This window comes from Streptomyces sp. URMC 123, assembly GCF_051386515.1.
In the GTDB taxonomy this organism is placed as follows: domain Bacteria; phylum Actinomycetota; class Actinomycetes; order Streptomycetales; family Streptomycetaceae; genus Streptomyces.
This window is the reverse complement of record NZ_JBPQTV010000144.1, coordinates 1-15,624: the sequence shown is the minus strand read 5'-3', so window position 1 is coordinate 15,624 and position 15,624 is coordinate 1. Positions and strand designations below refer to the sequence as shown.

At 74.2% G+C, this 15,624-nt stretch carries 16 protein-coding genes; 6 read left to right on the top strand and 10 right to left on the bottom strand.

Annotated elements, in window-relative coordinates; all coding sequences use genetic code 11:
- From ACSNOD_RS17970 to ACSNOD_RS17950, 5 genes are all read right to left on the bottom strand, one after another.
- Nucleotides 1–3,529 (bottom strand): hypothetical protein (locus ACSNOD_RS17970; RefSeq protein ID WP_436767971.1); only part of this gene is annotated, 3,529 nt, incomplete at its 3' end.
- Nucleotides 3,530–3,534: 5 nt separating this feature from the next.
- A complete protein-coding gene (locus ACSNOD_RS17965; protein WP_436767970.1) occupies nt 3,535–4,119 on the bottom strand; it encodes a hypothetical protein in 585 nt (194 codons plus the stop codon).
- 196 nt (nt 4,120–4,315) lie between these two features.
- Nucleotides 4,316–4,867: a GNAT family N-acetyltransferase gene (locus ACSNOD_RS17960; protein ID WP_436767969.1), complete on the bottom strand. Its 552-nt coding sequence runs from the start codon at nt 4,865–4,867 to the stop codon at nt 4,316–4,318.
- Nucleotides 4,868–4,906: 39 nt separating this feature from the next.
- Nucleotides 4,907–5,260: a hypothetical protein gene (locus ACSNOD_RS17955; RefSeq protein ID WP_436767968.1), complete on the bottom strand. Its 354-nt coding sequence runs from the start codon at nt 5,258–5,260 to the stop codon at nt 4,907–4,909.
- 186 nt (nt 5,261–5,446) lie between these two features.
- Complete coding sequence (locus ACSNOD_RS17950) at nt 5,447–6,379, bottom strand: NADP-dependent oxidoreductase (RefSeq protein ID WP_436767973.1); 933 nt, start codon at nt 6,377–6,379, stop codon at nt 5,447–5,449.
- A 99-nt stretch (nt 6,380–6,478) separates the two neighbouring features.
- Between ACSNOD_RS17950 and ACSNOD_RS17945 the strand changes: the two genes are divergently transcribed.
- From ACSNOD_RS17945 to ACSNOD_RS17935, 3 genes are read left to right on the top strand one after another with little or no spacing between them, the layout of a single operon-like run.
- A complete protein-coding gene (locus tag ACSNOD_RS17945) occupies nt 6,479–7,516 on the top strand; it encodes a GlxA family transcriptional regulator (RefSeq protein WP_436767967.1) in 1,038 nt (345 codons plus the stop codon).
- The gene (locus ACSNOD_RS17940) at nt 7,513–7,851 is read left to right on the top strand and encodes a hypothetical protein (RefSeq protein WP_436767966.1); all 339 of its coding nucleotides are present in this window, start codon (nt 7,513–7,515) and stop codon (nt 7,849–7,851) included. Before ACSNOD_RS17945 ends, ACSNOD_RS17940 begins: the two co-directional genes overlap by 4 nt.
- A 55-nt stretch (nt 7,852–7,906) precedes the next feature.
- On the top strand, nt 7,907–8,428 hold the full coding sequence (locus ACSNOD_RS17935; protein ID WP_436767965.1) for a cupin domain-containing protein: 522 nt from the start codon (nt 7,907–7,909) through the stop codon (nt 8,426–8,428).
- Nucleotides 8,429–8,509: 81 nt separating this feature from the next.
- On the opposite strand, the gene ACSNOD_RS17930 is transcribed toward ACSNOD_RS17935, so the two are convergent.
- The 3 genes from ACSNOD_RS17930 to ACSNOD_RS17920 all read right to left on the bottom strand — a co-directional run bounded on the left by ACSNOD_RS17930 (nt 8,510) and on the right by ACSNOD_RS17920 (nt 10,567).
- A complete protein-coding gene (locus tag ACSNOD_RS17930; RefSeq protein WP_436767964.1) occupies nt 8,510–9,457 on the bottom strand; it encodes a hypothetical protein in 948 nt (315 codons plus the stop codon).
- 72 nt (nt 9,458–9,529) lie between these two features.
- Nucleotides 9,530–10,240: an NADPH-dependent F420 reductase gene (locus tag ACSNOD_RS17925; RefSeq protein WP_436767972.1), complete on the bottom strand. Its 711-nt coding sequence runs from the start codon at nt 10,238–10,240 to the stop codon at nt 9,530–9,532.
- Nucleotides 10,241–10,336: 96 nt separating this feature from the next.
- Nucleotides 10,337–10,567 (bottom strand): hypothetical protein, encoded by a 231-nt coding sequence (locus ACSNOD_RS17920; protein ID WP_436767963.1) that lies wholly within the window; start codon nt 10,565–10,567, stop codon nt 10,337–10,339.
- A 131-nt stretch (nt 10,568–10,698) separates the two neighbouring features.
- Between ACSNOD_RS17920 and ACSNOD_RS17915 the strand changes: the two genes are divergently transcribed.
- Together ACSNOD_RS17915 and ACSNOD_RS17910 are read left to right on the top strand one after the other, a co-directional pair.
- On the top strand, nt 10,699–11,370 hold the full coding sequence (locus ACSNOD_RS17915) for a TetR/AcrR family transcriptional regulator (protein ID WP_436767962.1): 672 nt from the start codon (nt 10,699–10,701) through the stop codon (nt 11,368–11,370).
- Nucleotides 11,371–11,451: 81 nt separating this feature from the next.
- On the top strand, nt 11,452–12,444 hold the full coding sequence (locus tag ACSNOD_RS17910; RefSeq protein WP_436767961.1) for a hypothetical protein: 993 nt from the start codon (nt 11,452–11,454) through the stop codon (nt 12,442–12,444).
- 70 nt (nt 12,445–12,514) lie between these two features.
- Here ACSNOD_RS17910 and ACSNOD_RS17905 read toward each other — a convergent pair whose 3' ends face one another.
- Nucleotides 12,515–13,441 (bottom strand): LysR family transcriptional regulator, encoded by a 927-nt coding sequence (locus ACSNOD_RS17905; protein WP_436767960.1) that lies wholly within the window; start codon nt 13,439–13,441, stop codon nt 12,515–12,517.
- A gap of 70 nt (nt 13,442–13,511) precedes the next feature.
- Between ACSNOD_RS17905 and ACSNOD_RS17900 the strand changes: the two genes are divergently transcribed.
- Nucleotides 13,512–14,351 (top strand): SDR family oxidoreductase, encoded by an 840-nt coding sequence (locus ACSNOD_RS17900; RefSeq protein WP_436767959.1) that lies wholly within the window; start codon nt 13,512–13,514, stop codon nt 14,349–14,351.
- An 85-nt stretch (nt 14,352–14,436) separates the two neighbouring features.
- Here the strand turns inward: ACSNOD_RS17900 and ACSNOD_RS17895 are convergent.
- Nucleotides 14,437–15,624: serine hydrolase domain-containing protein (locus ACSNOD_RS17895; RefSeq protein WP_436767958.1), on the bottom strand; the 1,188-nt coding region annotated here is incomplete at its 5' end.

Genomic DNA, 15,624 nt, shown 5'->3' with positions numbered 1-15,624 from the left:
CCGGCCGCAGATAGGCCCAGGCGTCGCCGTCGGCGTCGCCGCGTATCCACGTGTAGCGGGGCAGCGCGCCGAGTGCCTCGTCGAGCTCCTCCGACAGGGCGGCCGCCTCCGGCCGGTCCTGTTCCGAGGCCCGCAGGAACAGGGTGGCCAGGCCGATCGCCCGCTCCTCCGGGCAGGCGAGCGAGCGCACGAGCCCGAGCGCCCGGGCCGGGTCCCGTGCCGCGACCGCCTCCGCCACGGTCCGGACCGTCCTGGCCCAGGAGTGCGGGCCCGGGGAGACCGCGCGGACCACCTCGACGGGGTCGCGGTAGAAGTACCGGTTGCCCCGGGCCGCCCACTCGTGGGACGCGTTGAACATGGCGGTCAGGCCGGGGAGGAAGTCCTCGGGGCGGTCCCACCCGGCCGGCTCCCCGCCGTCCGGGCCCCGGACGGGCCGGTGGTTCCCGGGCGGCTGCTCGGCGGCCGGCGGCGGGACGAGGTCGCCGAAGCGCAGGCACTCCTCCAGGAGCGCCTCCGCCGTATCGTTCCTGCCCGTGTCCAGGCAGCGATGGGCGATGCCGGCCAGGGCGCTGGAGCGGTCGTCTCCGAAGGAGGACCACTCGGTCCTCCCGATCCCCCGGGCGATCTCCGCGGCGCGCACGGGGTCGTGAACGGCCAGGCCCCGGGCGGCCGCGGCCAGGGAGGAGGCCTGGAGGGACCGGCTCATCGAGGTGTGGGCGGGCCCGGCCGCGGGGACCGCCGCCCACGCCCGCTCGACCATCCGCCGCGCCGCCTCCGCGTCGCAGCGGGCGAGCACCGCACCGGCCTCGACCAGGTTGCTGACGCGCCCGCTCCAGTCGAGGACCCGGTCGAGCAGGGCGCGCGCCCTGCCCGGGTGGCCCAGGTCCACCCAGAGCCGGGCGGCCCGCAGATACGGGCGTTCGGAAACGCCGTTCAGCGGCACCGACTCCAGCCGCTCCAGCAGGTGCCGCGCGGTCGCGCCGTCCGTCGCGCACACGGCCGCCGCCGCGTCGGCCAGCGCCTCGGCGATCCCCCTCTCGTCGCGGTGCCGGACGGAGTCGGTACGCACCTCGGCGAGCAGCGCGGCCGACCGGGCCCGATCCGGCCCGGCCCAGGCGGCGGCCAGCCTCGCGAGGCCGCGCAGCCGATCCGGAGGCTTCACCCCGCCGAGGCTCTCCTCGGCCCGCCGCAGCAGCTCCGGCACCTCCGCGGCCCGGGCGCGCCCGGCCAGATCGAGAAAGGCGTGGGCGCGGTCGGCGGGCAGCCGCATCGACGCGACGAGCGCGGCCGCCCGCCCGGTGTCCGTCTCGGCCCCGGCCGCGGCGCGGTACACCGGGTCCGGCACGCCGAACTCCGCCGGCAGCTCGCCCTCGCGGCCCTCCGTCTCGGCCTGCCAGGCGAGGTCCCACAGCCGCAGCGCCCGGCGCAGGTCGTGCGGGGCGAGCGCCTCGGCCGCCTCCCTCAGCGGGCCGGGCGGCCGGGTCCCCGGCCGTACGGCGGACTCGTCGGACGCCGGGACCGTGAGCGCCGTGTCCACCAGCAGTTCCAGCAGCTCGCGCGGCGACGGGCCGGGCGCGTCCGGCGGCGCGTGCCGGACGATCTCCCGCACGCCGGCGAACTGTTGCAGTGACGGCTCCATCGCCTCCATGCGCTCCAGCGCCTCCGGGACGCGGCCCATGCGGGCGAGGAGGCCGAGGACCGGGGGAGGGACACCGCGGCTGGCGCGCAGCACCTGACGGCGCACCGTGCCCAGATACATGACCGCCGGGAGCGAGGCGGCCGTCGGTAGGCGGCCGATGGCGTGGTCGGCGATCCGGTCGACGATCCGCTGGAAGTGCCGGTTGGTGCCGAAGGCGCGCCGCACCGCCCGCAGCAGCCCGGGCCCGACCAGGTCGACGGCCCCGTCCGCGAGCGCGCCCCGGCAGCTCAGCACGTGCTCGGCGATGTGGCGCAGCCCGTAGGGGGCGACCGCGTCCCAGTCGACGTCGGCCCAGTCGGCCGCTCCGCCGCGGATGTGACGGACGATCCGCTCGTGCCATTCGAGGGCGTCCACCCAGCAGTCCGGGTGCTCGGTGCGGGCCCGCTCGCCCGTGAGGAACTCGCCGATCGACGAGTGGTAGAGCGCGACCCCGTCCTCCCGCACGTCCAGCAGCCAGCGCAGCCGGGACAGCACGGTGCGCACCGCCCGGGGCCACACGCGGATGCCGGTGAACGCGGTCAGCTCCTCGAAGGCCAGCGGCTCCCGGGCCACGGTGAGGAGGCCGAGGAGCGGTTGGCCCACCCCTTCCCAGGCGGGCGTCAGGGTGTCGGCGGGCCCGACCGGATCGCGGATCTCCAGCATGCCGAGCCGTTCGAGCTCGGCCCGCGCGGTCTCCACGAAGAACGCGTACAGCCCCGCGAGGCCCTGGGGGAACCCGTCCGGATCGAGCAGCCGGGACGCCGACGCGGTGTCGTTCCGCCCGACCGCCTCGGCCAGGGCGCGGGCGTACGCCGACAGATAGAGGAAGTTGCCGGCGGCCCGGCGCACGACGCTCCGCCGGAACTGATCGGGCAGCAGGCCCCGGGCGCGTACGGCCGAGTCGACCTGTTCCGTCCCCAGCGCCCGGTCCGCGTAGGTCAGCAGGTCGTCCGCGACCTCCGGGGAGCCGGGCTCGACCGGCACCTCGGTGAGCAGTCCGGCGCGGGCGGACCGCAGCGCGGCGAGGGCGCTGTGCGGCCGGGACGTCATCACGATCGCCACGTTGGGCGGCAGCTCCGGCCCCCGGGCCAGCCAGTGCAGCAGACCGGAGGGGCCCGCGCCGCCCGCCGCCAGCTCGTCCAGGGCGTCGAGCAGGATCACGATCCGCGCGCCGGGATCGTCCGCCAGCAGCACCTCCGCCGGGCCGATCAGCGCCAGATAGGCCAGGTTGTCCGGCTCCAGCAGCCGGGGTTCGAGACCGGCCGTCCCGATCTCGACGCCGGTGACCGAGCCCGCCGCCCGGGTGATCCGCTGCTCCAGCTCCAGCGTGGCGGTCCGGTGGAACGGTGACACGGTCAGATCGGCGATCCTGATGCCCACCGCGGAGCCGCCCGCCTCGACGCTGTCGATGTGCTGACGGACCACCACCTCCAGGCGCTGCGGCGCGAAGAGCTCCGGCCGGGTCCGGGCGAGCTGGTCGCCGATGGACAGCAGGAAGGACTGGACGTCGCCACCGGCCAGCGCCGTGCGGCTGTCCCGCCGTACGAAGTAGCGCGGCCGGTCCGGATGGGTGCGGGCCAGGCCGGCGAGCAGGCTCGTCTTGCCCGCGCCCGGCTCGCCCGTGACCAGGACGTAGCGGGCCGCCTCGGTGTCCAGGGCCCGCGCCACGCGGTCGTACAGCCAGGACCGCTCCACGAAGTCCGGGCCGGTGCGCTCGCGCACCAGGTCCTCGAAGGACCGGACCGTTCGGCTCCGGCTCTTGTCGTGCTCGCGGTCCGCGCGGTTCGCGTGGTTCGCGCGTCCTGAGCGGTCGTCGGGGTGCGCGCGTCCTGAGCGGTCGCCATGGGCCACGGCGGTCACGCCCCCGGCCGGCCGGCGCCGAGGTCCACCCCGATCGCCTCCCCGCCGCGCTCCACCCGGTGCACCCGGACCCGCCCCTCGACCGGCCCCGTGGCGCGCTCCGCCCGCACGGCGGCCACGTAACCGGCCACCTCGTCCGCGTCGACGCTGCCGCGCACCACGGCCGCGGGCGCGGGCTCACCCGAGAACACCAGGGGCGTGCCGTGGACCACCTCCAGGACCCGGCGCAACGCCTCGACCCGGGCGACGAGTTCGCCGTCCGCCGGGTCGACGGGGTCGACACCGGAGACGTACTCGTGCAGATCCGCGCGCAGGGCCCGCAACTCGGCCGCGAACCGCTCCAGTTGTACGGGGTCGGCCGCGGGCAGCACGCTCGGCCGCGCCACGACCGCCGGTGTCCGTGTCCCCTCCGGGGCTGTCCCCAGGGTCTCCTCCGGGGCTCCCGCCGGCGTTCCCTCCGGCTCCGCTGGGTCGCGCTCGCGCCGGCGCGTGAGGAGCGCCCCCGCCTGGTCGTACAGGAATCTGATGCCCTCGGTCAGCGTGACCGCGGTCAGCATGGCCAGGGAAAGCTCGTCCGACATCACGGCACCTCGCGTCTCGGCTCACGGCGTGCGCCCCCCGGGCACACCGGGCTGCGAGTGTAGCCGCGCCGTCATGTCCGCATCATGGGTTTGCCGCGATCTTGTGTGCGGGGCGTTGGTGTGCGGGCGACGGCGGTCACGTGGACGCGACGGTGCTCACGCGGACGCGACGGCGGTCACGCGGGCGCGACGGCGGTCACGTGGACGCCGGGCGCGGGCGGTCGACGCGATAGACGTAGTGGGCGCGGTCGTCGACGGGGTTGTCCGGTTCGAGCTCCGCCTCGGCGACGCGGCGCAGGCCCGCCTTCTCCAGGGCCCGCCAGGACGCGTGGTTGGCGGCGTGGACGGGGACGACGACGGCGCTCACGTCCGGGTGGTCGGCCCAGGTGGCCCGGACGATCGCCTCGATCATCCGGCTGCCCAGGCCTCGGCCGGCGCGCTCGGGATCGCCGATCAGATAGTCGAGGGACACCGCGCCCTCGGGCACCTCGACCGCGGCGGCCGCCAGCTCGGCCAGATACTCGGGGTAGTCGGCGTACCGATAGCGCTGGACCAGCCCCAGCGGTTCGCCGTCCAGGAGGACGAGGAGGTTCTCCGTGGGCTCCTCCCCCCGGACCGCGGGGCCGAAGTCGCGCGCGACCGCCTCGGGCGAGGTCTCGTGGTGCCACCACCGGGCCACGTGCGGCTGTTCCAGCCACGCCCGGAGCAGCGGGAGGTCCCGCTCACCGAGTCGACGCCAGGTGATCATGCGGCTCCCTCGCGGCGGTGGCCCCGTGCGGTGCGGTCGTCAGCGAGGGTAGTCGAGCATGACCATGAAGAGCAGATACAGCAGGACGAGGGCGCAGGGCGTCAGGGCGGCGAGGGTGATCCGGGCCCGGGTGTGGCGCCGCCGCCGGGGCAGCGCCCAGGAGGTCACCAGCATCGCCGCGGGGATCAGCAGGCCGACGAGGTAGACCCGGAAGGCGACCGTGAAGCTCTCGGAGAAGCGCGCCGAATCGGCGCCGTTGCAGGGGTCGCACCCCATGGGCGCGAGCATGGCGCCGGTCGTGAGGAAGAACGCGATCGGAAGGGTGACGAGCGTGGCGAGCAGCGGGGCGATCCACGCTCCCCGGGCGCGCGGGTCCGGTGATACATCGTGCATGCCCCCAGCCAACCCCGGGGCGGGGGGAGGGCGCATGAGTCGTCGTACTCAGATGTGCCGGGGGTGTCATGGGGCGCGTACGCGGGAGGAGGCCGGCGTACGGCGCGCCGCCTCGCTCCCGCGGCGCCCCCCGTACGCCGGCGGCCTCACCCTCGGGGCGGCCGGTGTGCGGGCGCCCCGTACGCGTCACCTGACGACGAGGACCAGCTTTCCGGTGGTCCGCCCGGTCTCGCCCAGCGCGTGTGCCTTCGCGGCCTCCGCCAGGGGGAGCGCCTCGGCGATGTGGGCCCGGAGTTTGCCCGCCTCGGCGAGGTCGGCGATCGCGCGCATGCTCGCGTGGTCCGCCTCGACGAGCATCGGGCGCAGACGCACGCCGCGTTCCGCGGCCTTCGCGACGTCCTGGTCGGTGCCGTCGCCGAGGAAGGTGACGAGGACGCCGCCCTCGCGCAGCACGCCGAGGGAGCGGGTGAGCACCTCGCCGGCGAGCGTGTCCAGGACGACGTCGACGTCCCGGACCACCTCGTCGAAGGCGGTCGTCCGGTAGTCGATCACCTCGTCGGCGCCCAGGCCGCGCAGGAAGTCGTGCTTGCCGGCGCTGGCCGTGCCGATCACGTGCGCGCCGCGGGCCTTGGCGATCTGCACGGCGAGGTGGCCGACGCCGCCGGCGGCCGCGTGGATCAGGACGCGCTGTCCGGGCCGGACGTCGGCGGTGTCGACGAGCGCCTGGTACGCGGTGAGCGCCGCGAGCGGCAGGGCGCCGGCCTGGACGTGGTCGAGGGAGGCGGGCTTGGGCGCGAAGGCCCGGGCGGGGCCGACGACGTACTCGGCGTGGGTGCCGACCCCGTACGGGTACGGCACCATGCCGAACACCTCGTCGCCGGGGGCGAAGAGCGTGACGCCGAAGCCGACCGCCTCGACGACGCCGGAGACGTCCCAGCCGAGCACGAGCGGCAGGGTGCCGACGAAGCCCGCGCCGGCGCGGTGCTTCCAGTCGGTGGGGTTGACGCCTGCCGCGTGGACGGCGATGAGGATCTCCCCGGGGCCGGGCTGGGGGCGGGGGATCTCGACCTCCCGGAGGACCTCGGGTCCGCCGTGGACGTCCTGGCTGATGGCACGCATGGTGGTCTCGTTCATGTCCTCCAGCATGAAGTGGCTGGTCAGACGCGGCAATGGCACGATCGCCAATAATCGATGGAATCGTGCCATAGACTCGATGGCATGACGCGTGCGCACCGTGTGGTGGTCCTGGCCCTCGACGGGGTCTATCCGTTCGAGCTCGGCATCCCCAGCCGGATCTTCGGGGACGCGGACGGCCACTACGAGGTGCTGACGTGCACGCCCGACGGGCGCCCCGTGCGCAGCGCGTCCGACTTCACGGTCTCCGCCGACCACGGGCCCGAGGTGCTGGCCACGGCCGACACGGTGGTGATCCCGTCGATCGAACCGTCCCGCGTCGCCACCCGTCCCTCGGAGCCGGTGGCCGCCGCGCTCGCGACGATCCGGCCCGGCGCCCGCACCGTGTCCATCTGCACCGGTGCCTTCGTCCTCGCCGGCGCCGGACTGCTCGACGGCCGCCCGGCCACCACGCACTGGAAGCTGGCCGACCTCTTCCGCCAGTGGTTCCCGAAGGTCGCCCTCGACCCGGACGTGCTCTTCGTCGACGACGGCGACGTCCTGACCTCGGCCGGCGCCGCGTCCGGGGTCGACGTCTGCCTGCACATCCTGCGCCGGGACCACGGCAGCGAACTCGCCAACCGGGTGGCGCGGCGCTGCGTGGTGCCGCCCTTCCGGGACGGCGGTCAGGCGCAGTACATCGAGCAGCCGGTGCCCAGGCCGTCCGCCACGGGAACGGCGGCCACCCAGCAGTGGGCCCTCGCGAACCTCCACGAGCCGCTCACCCTGAGCGACCTCGCCGGCCACGCCCGGATGAGCCTGCGCACCTTCGCCCGCCGCTTCCAGGAGGAGACGGGCGTCAGCCCCGGGCGCTGGCTCATCCAGCAGCGCGTGCTGCGCGCACGACAGTTGCTGGAAACCACCGACCTGTCGGTGGACGCCATCGCGGGAGAGGTCGGCTTCGGCACGGCGGCGTCGCTGCGTCAGCATCTGCACGCGGCGATCGGGGTCTCCCCGCGGGCGTATCGCAGCACGTTTCACGGTGCGCGGGGTGCGGAGGTTCGGGGTGCGGAGGTTCCGGGCGCGCGCCTCGTGGAGGCCGGGGGCGCGGGAGCCGCGATGAGCCGGGGGAGCGCCCGGTGATCGCGCCGCGTGCGATCCGCGTCCTGGCCGATTACGCATGCCACCCGCTCTGGGTCACCGACCCCGGACCCGACAACGTGGCGCCGGACGACCCCGCGCTGGGGCTGTCGGCGGACCTCGCCCGTCGGCTGAACGACTGGGCGGCGGAGTACGACGCCATCCTGTGCTGGGACGACCCGGCGTCGTCCGCGTTCCCCTCCGAGGAGGCGAAGCTCGCGTTCGCCCGCACCGGCGAGGCGCTCGCCCACCGCCTCGCGCGGGAGCTCGGCCCCGCCTGGACGGTGCGGTACTTCGACCTGCGGTCGGGTGCGGACCGCGACATCCTGACGATCTGATCACGACCCGCCATCGTGCCTGGTCGGAAGGCATCCAAGATCGTAAGGTCGGGCCATGACCCAGGAAACACCCACCGAGTCCGCGTCCGCCGCACCTTTTCGGCCGGTGCTGACCCGGTGCGCCGACGCCGAGACGTGCGCGGACCCCAGCAGTGTGATGACGCTGCTCGCCGACTCCGACAGCACGGCCGATGGCTTCACCAGCTACCGCTCCACGTTCGCCCAGGGGGCCATGGGCGCGCCCCCGCACTTCCACACCAAGGCCACGGAGATCTTCTTCGTGATCAGCGGGTCCCTCCAGGTGCTGGTGGGGGAGGAGGTCACCGTCCTGGAGGCCGGCGACTTCCTCGCCGTGCCGCCGCACACCCCGCACGCCTTCGCCGCCGCGCCCGGCTGCGAGGCGGACGTGCTGTTCGTGTTCACGCCGGGCATGGGCCGGTTCGACTATCTGCGTCTGCTCGGCCGCGTGATGCGCGGGGAGGCCGACGCCAAGGAGATCGCCGAGTCGGCGGAGCGGTACGACAACCACTACGTCGACAGCCCCACCTGGCGCGCCGCCCTGGCCGCGTCGGCGTGATCGACCCCACCGCCCACGTCTCCCGCGGCCTCGGCGAAACGGCGTCCGGACGGTGCGCGGCGGTGTACGCGTCCGGCGGGCTCACGAGCGCAGCCGCAGCCGGGTGTCCACGGATCGGTGAATCGCTTCCAGCGTCGATTCCCTGACGCCGTCGGGGGCGGCTGCCTGCATCCAGCCGATCACCGGCGAAGACGACCGTACGGACCGTACGGACCAGTGATCCCGGGCCTCCCGGCTCAGCTCGTCCAGCGCCCGCACCCGGTCGACGGGCGGCGGGACGAACCCGCCGCCCGAGGCGCGGACGTGTTCGCCCCAGCGGTCCTCCCAGAACGTGACCGTCCACCCGGGCCAGCGCGAGGCCATGTCGTATGCGCCGGCCAGGGAGTTGAGCAGCCACCAGCCGACCCGGCGGCGCTCTGGGTCGAGATGCAGACCGGAGTCGGCGGCGATCCGGCACACCCCCTCGTACCGGGGCGCCGCCGCCAGCCGTTCCAGAAGGGCGGGGCCTTCGGTGATCGGGTGGTCATTGACGGCGGAGAACAGGTGGCACCGGTTCGCCCCGACGGTCACCACCCGGACGAGCGGGTCACGCTCCGACAACTCCTCGTCGTCGGCCTCCAGCGGGAACTCCGGGCATGTGAACCGGTCGCGGTCGCGAACGGCCTCCGGGTCCAGGCCGAGGCGGGCCAGCAGCGCGGCCGGACCGTCGTACGTCCAGCGCAGCTCCCAGTCGGGCCACGCCGTACGCAGCAGCTCCCAGGTGGCCGCGCGGTGACGCATCCGCGTGATCGGTCCCTCCCACGCGAAGAGCAGCAGCGCCTTGCGCCGCAGGTCGATCAGTACGGCCGCCTCGCACATGGCCTCACCGCGCCAGGGACCCTCCACGCGAGGGCGCGCGCGGATGAGCGGCAGGACGACGTCCGGCCCGGCGAGCAGGTCGAGGTCGAGGCCGACCGCTCCGAAGCGGGCCTCGTAGACCTCGTGGGCGCCGTCCTCCGGGACGACGACATACATGGCCCAGTCGCTCATCGCTGTGCGTTCTCCTGCCGCCGGTTCACCGGCTTCGCCCCCGTACCCGCGTCGGCGTGATCGCTCCGACAGCTACGCCCGGAACGCCTCGGGGCGTTCCGGGGATGCCGCCGCCAGGGCCTCGGTGACCTCGGCCACGCCGGCGCGCAGGCCGTACACCGGCGTGTCGGGCTGCTGGCGCCAGGACTCGTCGAGGCCGCCCGCGTCCACCGTGTCGAAGCCCATCGCGTCGATCAGCGCCCGTACGACCTTCTTGGCCGCCTCGTCGTCACCGGCCACCGGCAGGGCGAGGCGCTCCGGATGGCCCTCCGGGCGCGCGCCGTCGACGAGGTCCTCGGGCCACGAGCCGTTGAACGCCTTGATGACCGGGTGGCCCAACTGCCGCTCGATCCACCGGCTCTCCGGGAGCCCGTCCTCGACGGCGGCGATCCGGCCGTCGCGCTCCTTGGGGTAGTAGTTGCAGGTCTCGATCACCACGACGCCTTCGGCGGCCTCGTCGAGAAGGCCGGACGGCAGGTCCGGGACGTTCTTGAACGGGACGGTGACCACGACGACCTCGGCGCCCCGGGCGGCGTCCGCCACCCGCACCGGCGTGGCGCCGGTCTCCTCCGCCAGCGCGGCCAGCGTGTGCGGGCCCCGCGAGTTGGCCACGGCGACGTCGTGCCCGATCGCGGTGAGCCGCCGCGTGAGACTGCCGCCGATGTTCCCGGCGCCGATGATGCCGATCCTCATGAGGTGGTCCTCCCGTGTCCGCCGCGACGGGTGCGTCGCATCCGCCTCCAACCCCGGGGTGATCACGCCTATTCCGGTACTCCGGTGCGCGGCTCGACACCGCGAGCAACTCGATCGCACGAGCAACTCGACCCCACGGCCAAGGAGTCAGCCGCTGCGCTCGGCCGCCTCCGTGTTCCGCGCCTTGCCGTGGGCCCAGCCGGCGACGACCGCGCCGATGACGGCGGCGAGAACGTGGACGGTGATGCCGACGGCGAATCCGCCGGGCAGCCAGCCGAGCAGGCCGGCGTCGTCGTGGTCGACGAGCTGGCGGATCGCTCCCTGCGCTCCTAAGACGAGGAGAGCGATGCCAAGAGCCTGCAGAAGGTGGTGCTTCACGTGGTCCTCCGGGATTCAGGAGCAGCCGCCCGGCGGTCATGGCCGGGACGTTTACAATGCGATCGCACTGTAACGCGGTGCGAGGTCCGTTCGCAATGCGATCGCATTGCGAACGGGGGAGAGGAGGTGCCATGCCGAAGATCGTGGATCACGAGGAGCGCAGAAAGCGCCTGGTCGAAGCCGTATGGGCGCTGGCGGTTCGGGGCGGCGTCGAGCAGGTGACGCTGCGCAAGGTCGCGGACGAAGCGGGCGTCTCCATGGGGCAGGTCCAGCACTACTACCCTTCGATGCAGGCCCTGGTCCGCGACGCGCTCGACCGGGCGGTACAGGCGGTGAACGCGAGCATCGAGCGCGCTGTCAGGACGGCCGGCGCGACGGACCCGGAGGCCATCCTGCGCGCATGTCTCCATGCCCTCGTCAGCCCCGACGAGGAGAGCACGCGGCTCATGCGGTTCTCCCTGGCCGTGGCGGGGCGGGCGGTCTCCGACCCGACGATGGCCCGGGTCCTGGCCCCGGGCGACGACGAACTGCTCTCCTTCACCGCGGGTCTCATCGCCGCGGCCCGGCACGAGCGGAACGGCGAGAAGCGGAACGGCGCGGGGAACGGCGCGGGGAACGGCGAGGAGCGGAACGGCGAGCCGTACGGCGACGACCGTGCCGACGCCGACATCTGCTGGTCACTCGCCACGAGCCTCGGGGTGGACGTCGCCCTCGGGTACCGCTCGCCGGACACCGCCAGAGGCGTGCTGGACCATCACCTCGACCGGCTCCTGGGGCCAGGTCGTCCCGAGAAGGCGAGTTGACGGGTCGCCGGGCCCGTTGTCAGTGGCCTCCCGCATGATCGGGGTCGTACCTGCCCTCCGGGAGACTCCAGGAGAAGAACCATGACCGTGCCCGCATCCGTCGAGTCCCTGATGGCGGACGTGCCGGCCTTCGCGGCCCACGCCCGACCGGCCACCCTGCTGCGGCCGGAGGCGGGCGACCCGGGCGTTCGGGACAGCTCCGTCGGCGGGCCGCTGCTGTGGCCCGAGGACGAGCCGTGGCCGGTGTGCCGGGGGCCGCACGTCGTCCAGGTGCGCGAGAAGCTCTCGGACGAGGACCGCGAGACCTGGCAGCGGATCGACCGGGAGATGCGCGAGCGGCACCGCCGCGACCCGGACCGCGGGTACGAGATAACCCACGAGGACGCCCTGACCCAGACGCGGATCATGGACGGCGCGTCCGCGCTCGACATGATCGCATGGGAGCGGATGCGCTGGGTGCAGGACACCTCGGGCCCCGCCGTACCCATGGTGCCCGTGCTCCAGCTGTACGCCGCGGACGCGCCCGGGGGTCTCCGGCCGGAGGCGCTGGACCCGCTGCCGGCGGGAACGGACCTCCTCCAGGTGCTCTGGTGCCCGAACGACCACAGCGAACTGCCGGGCCAGTCCGACTACTGGGGCCCCGCGGTCGAGGTGCGGTACCGCTCGTCCTCCACTGTGGGCGCGGTGCTCGACCCGCCGCGCCCGGAGCGGGCCGACGACGCCTACCTGCCACGGCCGTGCACGGTCGCGCCGCAGCCAATCGTCGACCTGCCGGACGCGGACGAACTCCCCGAGGCGCTCTACGAGGAGGGCTGCGCGTGGGCGGAGGCGCGCGGCGTCGAGTTCGAACGCACGCTGTCCTGCCGCCCGGACTGGAAGCTCGGGGGCTGGCCGAGCTGGCACCTCACCGACCTCGTCCCCATCGACTGCTCCTGCGGCGCCCGGATGCGACTGTTCCTCACGGTGGACAGCGGCCATGACGGGCCGGCCGTCAGGGTGGGGCGCTTCGGTGAACTCCGCGTCTTCACCTGCCCGACGGACCCGTCCCACCCCCTGCGGCTCAACATCCAGTGATCCGTCGGCCGCCCGGGGACTGCGGGAGCGGTGGCCGGAGCGGTGGCCGGAGCGGTGGCCGTTCCGCCGGTCACCGGCAGGGCGCGCAGACGTTGGCCGGCCCGTTGTCGTGCCGTACGAGGTCGGCGGCCGCCGTGGCGAACGCCCGGACGCGGTCGGTGTGGGCCGCCGCCCGCCAAATGAGCCCGTACTCCAGGGGTGGGGCGTCACTGATCGGGACGTAGGTGACATTGGGGCGGGCGTAGTAGCGGGCCTCGTGGGCGGCGGTGGGGTGGACACCCCGGCCGGCCCCCACGAGGGTGAGCAACTCCTGTCGGCTGGCGGCCTGTGCGCCGCGCTCGATGGCCTGCCCGCCGGGGGTGGCGCGGGGGAGGAGATGGTCGAGCCAGTAGGCGGGCGCGGGACCAGATGGGGCGAGCAGCCGCTCGCCGGCCAGCTCGTCGAGGTGGACACAGCCGCGGCTCGCGAGGGGGTGACGGGTGGCGACGGCCAGGACGCGGGTGTCGGAAATGAGGACGTCCCCGGTGCCCAGGTCGTCCTCGCGGACGGGGTGATGGGCGAGGAGCAGGTCGAGCTCGCCCCGGCGCAGCAGCGTGAAGGGGTCGCCGAGCGGGACCTCGTGAATGTGGACCTCGCCGGCGCTCGGGTTGTCGCGGCGGTAGCGGTGCGCGGCCGACATGACCAGTTCGCCCGCCAGGGGGCTGGTGAACCCGACGTGCAGAGGGGCCGCCAGCCCGCGGCCCGCGGCGACGGCCCGCGCCAGGCCCGCCCGGATGAGGTCGTAACCGGGCCGGGTGTCCTCCAGCAGTTGGCGGCCGATGGCGGTCAGCGCGACCTGTCGGCTGGTCCGCTCGAAGAGCGCCGCGCCGACCCGCCGTTCGAGCTGCTTGATGCTCTGGCTCACCCGGGCCTGGGAGACATGCAGCCGCTGCGCGGTGCGGCCGAAGTGCAGCTCCTCGGCGAGGGCGAAGAAGATTTCGAGGTCACGGCGTTCCATAACGCCCAGGTTATTGATCGTTTCACGTTCCGTCATTGTTCTTGGATCGACGGCCGTCGATGCTGGAGTCATGAACGCGAACGCAAACCCGCACGTGACCGCTGACCGCACCGCGAACACCGCCGTCACCGCGAACACCGACCTGAACACGAACACCGGGATCGGCGCCGGTGCCGGCGCCGCCGGCGGAACGGACAAGCCTCTGGCCGTCATCACCGGAGCCAGCTCGGGCATCGGCGCCGCGGTCGCCCGGACCCTCTCGGCCCACGGCCACCCACTGCTGCTGTTGGCCCGCCGCGTGGAGCGGATCGAGGCGCTCGCCCTGCCCCGCACGCTCGCCCGCCGCGTGGACGTCACCGACGCCAAGGCGGTGGCCGCCGCGCTGGAGGAGGCCGAGGCGCTGTACGGGCCGGCCGATCTGATCGTCAACAACGCCGGGGTGATGCTGCTGGGGGACGTGGCCCGGCAGCCGGCCGACGAGTGGGAGCGCATGGTCGACGTCAATCTGCGCGGGCTGCTCAACGGCGTACGGGCCGTCCTGCCCGGCATGATCGAGCGCGGCCGCGGCACCATCGTCAACGTCAGCTCGGTCGCGGGCCGCAAGACGTACGCCGGCCACACCGTCTACAGCGGCACGAAGTTCGCCGTGCACGGCATGTCCGAGAGCCTGCGCGAGGAGGTCTCCGGGCACGGCGTCCGGGTGATCACCATCGCTCCCGGCGCCGTGGAGACGGAGTTGCTCTCGCACACCACCGACGAGGCGGTGAAGGCCGACTACCAGGCTTTCAAGGACTCGCTCGAGGTGCTGGCCCCGGAGGACGTGGCCGAGGCGATCGACTTCGCCTACCGGCAGCCCCAGCGGGTCACCGTGCGCGAACTCGTCCTCGCGGCCACGGCCCAGGCCGCGTAGGCCGCCGTCGCGAGTGAGCGTGAGGGATGTAATCCCCTGGACCTCCGTCACGCCCTCCGGCGCAGGGGCGCCCTCCGCCGCTCCGTCAGGGCCGGTCGGCCGGCGCGCAGAAGGCGTTGTCGACCAGGCGCCGGGTCGCCCGGTTCAGCGTGCGGGTGTCGGGGGTGCCGCCCGCGCTGGTGACCGAGACCGTGACCGCGCGGCCGCCGTCGGGGGTGACCCCGGTACGGGTGTGGGAGCCGTAGCCGTCGCCCTCGTGGTGCCAGTAGCCGCCCCCGCAGGACAGGGGCGTCCAGCGCAGCCCGAGCCCGTACCCGCCCTCGGGCCAGTCGGCCAGATCGTCCGCGTCCCCGGCGCGGGAGACGGTCCGCCGCATCTCGGCCAACTGGGCGGGCGGTACGACCGCGCCGGTCATCAGCGCCCGGAAGAAGGTGTTGAGGTCGGCCGTGGTGCTGATCACGGCGGAGTCGGCGGTGTGCTGAAGCGTGTGCTCGGTGAGGTCCAGCCGCCCGCCGTCGGGTGTGCGGACGTGGACGCGTGCGTGGGGTCCGGGCAGGAACGGGTTGGCGCCGGTGACCTGGGTGCCGCGCAGCCCGAGCGGGGCGATGACGCGGTGCTCCACCTGCTCGCGCCACGGCAGCCCGCCCGCCTTCTCGATGATCATCCCGGCGAGGAGGTAGTTGGTGTTGGAGTACGACCAGCGGGGCCGCCGCGGGTCGGGGGTGAAGAGCGGCCGATGGCGCATCGCGACGGCCACCCACTGCTCGGGCGCGGTGGTGTCGTAGCGGTGCTTCTCGAAGTCCTGGGCGAGGGCCTGGCGGAGCTCGGCGTCGTCCACGTAGTCGAACAGCCCGCTGGTCTGTCGCAACAGGTCCCGTACGGTGATCCGGGAGCCGTCGTTGCCGTTGCCCGCGACGACGCCGGGGAGCCACTTCTCGACGGGGTCCGTCAGCGACAGCTTGCCCTCGGCCACGAGTTGCAGCGCGACGGCGGCGGTGAACGTCTTGGTCGTGCTGGCGGCGCGGAACTGGGCGTTCCACGGCGTCTGTTCGCCGGTGCCGGTGCCGGTGCCGGTGCCGGTGCCAGTGGCGGTGCCGTTGCCGGCGCGGGCGCGGAGCGCGGCCCGGCCGGTGTTCACCTCGGCCAGCACCCGTACCTCGCCGCCGGCGGCGCGCACGGCACGGGTGTCGGCCTCCAGCGCGGCGCGGCCGTAGTGCCCGCCCGGGCCCGCGGCGCTCGCGGCCGGGGGCGCGGCGACCCCGACGGCGAGCGC

Excerpts from the sequence above, each read along its gene's own strand:
- ACSNOD_RS17965 (WP_436767970.1), bottom strand. The coding sequence starts at position 4,119 with ATGTCGGACGAGCTTTCCCTGGCCATGCTGACCGCGGTCACGCTGACC.
- ACSNOD_RS17960 (WP_436767969.1), bottom strand. The coding sequence starts at position 4,867 with ATGATCACCTGGCGTCGACTCGGTGAGCGGGACCTCCCGCTGCTCCGG.
- ACSNOD_RS17955 (WP_436767968.1), bottom strand. The coding sequence starts at position 5,260 with ATGCACGATGTATCACCGGACCCGCGCGCCCGGGGAGCGTGGATCGCC.
- ACSNOD_RS17950 (WP_436767973.1), bottom strand. The coding sequence starts at position 6,379 with ATGCGTGCCATCAGCCAGGACGTCCACGGCGGACCCGAGGTCCTCCGG.
- ACSNOD_RS17945 (WP_436767967.1), top strand. The coding sequence starts at position 6,479 with ATGACGCGTGCGCACCGTGTGGTGGTCCTGGCCCTCGACGGGGTCTAT.
- ACSNOD_RS17935 (WP_436767965.1), top strand. The coding sequence starts at position 7,907 with ATGACCCAGGAAACACCCACCGAGTCCGCGTCCGCCGCACCTTTTCGG.
- ACSNOD_RS17930 (WP_436767964.1), bottom strand. The coding sequence starts at position 9,457 with ATGAGCGACTGGGCCATGTATGTCGTCGTCCCGGAGGACGGCGCCCAC.
- ACSNOD_RS17915 (WP_436767962.1), top strand. The coding sequence starts at position 10,699 with ATGCCGAAGATCGTGGATCACGAGGAGCGCAGAAAGCGCCTGGTCGAA.
- ACSNOD_RS17910 (WP_436767961.1), top strand. The coding sequence starts at position 11,452 with ATGACCGTGCCCGCATCCGTCGAGTCCCTGATGGCGGACGTGCCGGCC.
- ACSNOD_RS17905 (WP_436767960.1), bottom strand. The coding sequence starts at position 13,441 with ATGGAACGCCGTGACCTCGAAATCTTCTTCGCCCTCGCCGAGGAGCTG.
- ACSNOD_RS17900 (WP_436767959.1), top strand. The coding sequence starts at position 13,512 with ATGAACGCGAACGCAAACCCGCACGTGACCGCTGACCGCACCGCGAAC.